Source organism: Paracoccus marcusii (assembly GCF_006151785.1).
Classification (GTDB): domain Bacteria; phylum Pseudomonadota; class Alphaproteobacteria; order Rhodobacterales; family Rhodobacteraceae; genus Paracoccus; species Paracoccus marcusii.
The window spans coordinates 1-3,263 of the sequence record NZ_VDDD01000203.1 but is presented as its reverse complement, the minus strand read 5'-3'; the positions used below and the strand labels follow the sequence as shown (position 1 = coordinate 3,263).

Genomic DNA, 3,263 nt, shown 5'->3' with positions numbered 1-3,263 from the left:
GCGATCACCGCGCCGCGCATCACGCCGCGCACCGGACCGGCCCGCAGGCTGCGGCGAAAGGCCCGGCGGGCGCGGGCCAGATCGTCGCCCGCGACCAGCACGGCCGGCACCACCAGCAGCACCATCACCATCCCGAATCCCAGCCCATAGGCCAGCGTGACCACCGTGGGCTTGAGAAACAACGCCTGCGACGAGCGTTCGTACAACAGCGGGGCCAGGCCCAGAACCGTGGTGGCCGTGGTCAGCAGCACGGGGCGGAACCGGTCGGCGACCGCATCGACGATCGCGGGCCGCAGGGCCCGGGTGGCCCGGTATTCGTCGATGGTCGAGATCAGCACGATGGAATCGTTGATGATGATCCCCGACATGCCGATCAGGCCCACCACGGAAAACAGGCTCAGCGGCAGGCCCCAGGCCGCGTGCCCCCAGACCGCGCCGATCAGTCCGAAGGGGATGACCGACATCACCACCAGGGGCCGCGTCCAGCTGGCAAAGATCCACGCCAGCACCATGTAGATGCCGGTCAGCGCCAGCGCGAATCCGATCAGAGCTTCTGACAGGAACGCGCGCTCCTGCTGGGCCAGGCCGGTGACGTCATAGGTCACACCGAACTGCGCGGCGATGTCGGGCAGCAGGCGCGTCTGCAGGTCGGCGGTGATCGCCGCCGCCCGCGCCGGATCGTCGCCCGAGATGTCGCCGGTGACCTCGATCATCCGCTCGCCGTTCTCGCGGCGGACGACCGAGAAGCCCGCCTCGGTGCTGACCGACACGATGTCGCCCAGGGGCACCCAAGCCCCGGACGCGGTGCGCATCTGCATCCGGTCCAGGAAATCGGCGCGGCGGTCGTCTTCGGCCAGTTCCACGGTGATGGCGCCGGTGCGGGTGCCCTCGGGCCAGGTTGCGGCCTCGATCCCGCCAAGGCGCTGGCGCAGCTCGCGCGCAAGCCCGTCGGTGGTGAAGCCCAGGGCCTCGCCTTGGGGCGTCAGGCGCAGCGCCAGCTCGTCCTTGTCGTAATCCAGGCTGTCCTCCAGCGCCGAGACCTCGGGCGCCTCGGCCAGCCGCGCCTTCAGCGCCTCGGCGGCGGCCTTCAGCGTTGCGGCATCCGCACCGGTCATCAGCACCGAGATGGCATCGCCCCCCGGCCCCGACCGCCCGCCGCGAAAGCTGATCGTCTCCAGCTGGGGGTCGGTGGGCATGGCCTCCTGCAAGGCGGCGACCAGCTCGAAGCTGGAATAGGGGCGGAAATCGGGGTCGATCAGCTCCATCTGGACGGCGCCCAGCAGGTCGGCGTCCTTGGTCTCGGCCCCCGGCAGGGGACGGCCCGCATTGCCGCCGACCTGGGTCATCACATGGGTCAGCGGGCTGATGCCGTATTCTGCCTCATATTCGGCCGCGACCCGGTCCACCGCGTCCTGCACCAGTTCCATGACGCGCAGGGTGTCGTCGCGGGTGGCCCCCTCCAGCATGGCGAAATTGCCCGACACGCTGCCCTGTTCGGGCGAATCGAAGAACCGCCACGGCACCGACCCGCTGATCAGCGCCGCCGTGGACCAGGAAAAGCCCACCATGACCAGCGCCAGCACCGGATAGCGGGCGACAAGCACCAGACGCGCCAGCGGGCGCAGAACGCCCGCCACGAACCGGTCCAGCCAGCGGTTCACGACGACCGACGGCCGGTCGTACCAGCGGTCCTTGCCGTGATGGGCCAGCGCATGCGCCATGTGGTTGGGCAGGATCAGGAAACATTCGATCAGCGATGCCGCCAGCACCAGAATGACGGTCAGAGGAATGTCCGACACCAGCGACCCGAACTGTCCGCCGATCAGCACCAGCCCGGCAAAGGCGATGATCGTGGTCAGGGTCGATGCGATCACTGGCGCGCCCATCGCGCCCGCCGCCCGTTCGGCGGCGATCAGCGGCGGCTCGCCCAGCTTGCGGGCGCGATAGTCGGCATGTTCGCCCACCACGATGGCGTCGTCCACGATGATGCCCAGCGTCAGGATCAGCGCGAACAGAGAGATCATGTTGATCGTCATGCCGACCGCGTACATCATCGCCACCGCCGCCAGCAGCGCCGCCGGGATGCCCGCCGCGACCCAGATCGCGGTGCGGGCGTTCAGAAACAGGAACAGCAGGCCCAGGACCAGCCCCAGCCCCATCAGCGCATTGTCCAAAAGCAGCGACAGCCGGGCCGAGATCTGTTCGGCCCGCGCCCGCACCAGTTCCACCGCGACCCCCTGCGGCAGGGTCGGCGCCAGCGCGTCGACGGCCGCCTGCACGTCCTGCTGCATGCCGATCGCGTCGCCCGATGCGCTGCGCTGGACGGACACCGTGACCGCCGGGTTGCCGTCGACGAAATAGGCCACGCCCCGGTCGATGCCCGTGTCGCGCACCTGCGCCACGTCGCCTATGGTCAGCTGCGTCCCGTCGGGCAGCGCGGTCAGGACCAGAGCCGAGACCTGTTCGGGGGTGCGCGTCTCGGCCCCCGTGCGCACGCGCGATATGCCCGATGCCACGTCGCCCGCAGGCGTGGGCGCGGCGGCGGCGGCGATGGTCGCCGCGATCTGGTCCAACGTGATGTCGTGCTGCACCAGGTCGGCCATGCGCAGCTCGACCAGGGTTTCGGGGGCGGACAGGCCGGTGACGGACAGCCGCGTCACCCCGCGGGCGTACAGGCGGTTGGTCAGGTCGTCCGCGATGCGGCCCAGCTGGTCCAGGCCCACGGGTCCCGAGATCACCACGTCGGTGACCGCGTCGCGCCAGGCGCGGCGCGTGACCTCGGGGTCCTCGGCGCCCTCGGGCAGGTCGCCCGCGGCGGCGATGGCGGCCTCGACCTCGCCGGTGGCGCGGGACATGTCCCAGCCCGGCTCGAACTCCAGGGTGATGCGGGCGCTGCCTTGGCTGGACTGGCTTTCGGTCAGGGACACGCCCTCGACCGCGATCAGCGCGGGTTCCAGCACGCCGACCACCGACCGGTCCAAATCATCCGCCCCGGCCCCGTCCCAGCGGACGGCCACCTGGATCTGCTGGACGACCGTGTCGGGAAAGAATTGCGCCCTGAGGCGCGGCGCGGAATAAAGGCCCGCCACCACCATCACCGCCAGCAGCAGGTTGGCCAGCGTGGCATGGCGCACGAAGGTGCCGATCAGGCCCGGGCGCCTATCCACGGGTGGGGCCCCGGCCCTGCGCCCGCTGATCGGGCCCCTGCGCGGGCACGGGGGCTGCGGCGTCGCGGACGCGGATGCCGGTGCCCAGCTGCGGCG

The 3,263-nt window shown here is 70.8% G+C and carries 1 protein-coding gene; it reads right to left on the bottom strand.

The features are described 5' to 3' along the window. Window positions 1-3,167 (bottom strand): efflux RND transporter permease subunit (locus FHD68_RS18025; RefSeq protein WP_139086464.1); only part of this gene is annotated, 3,167 nt, incomplete at its 3' end. Window positions 3,168-3,263 lie beyond the last annotated feature (96 nt).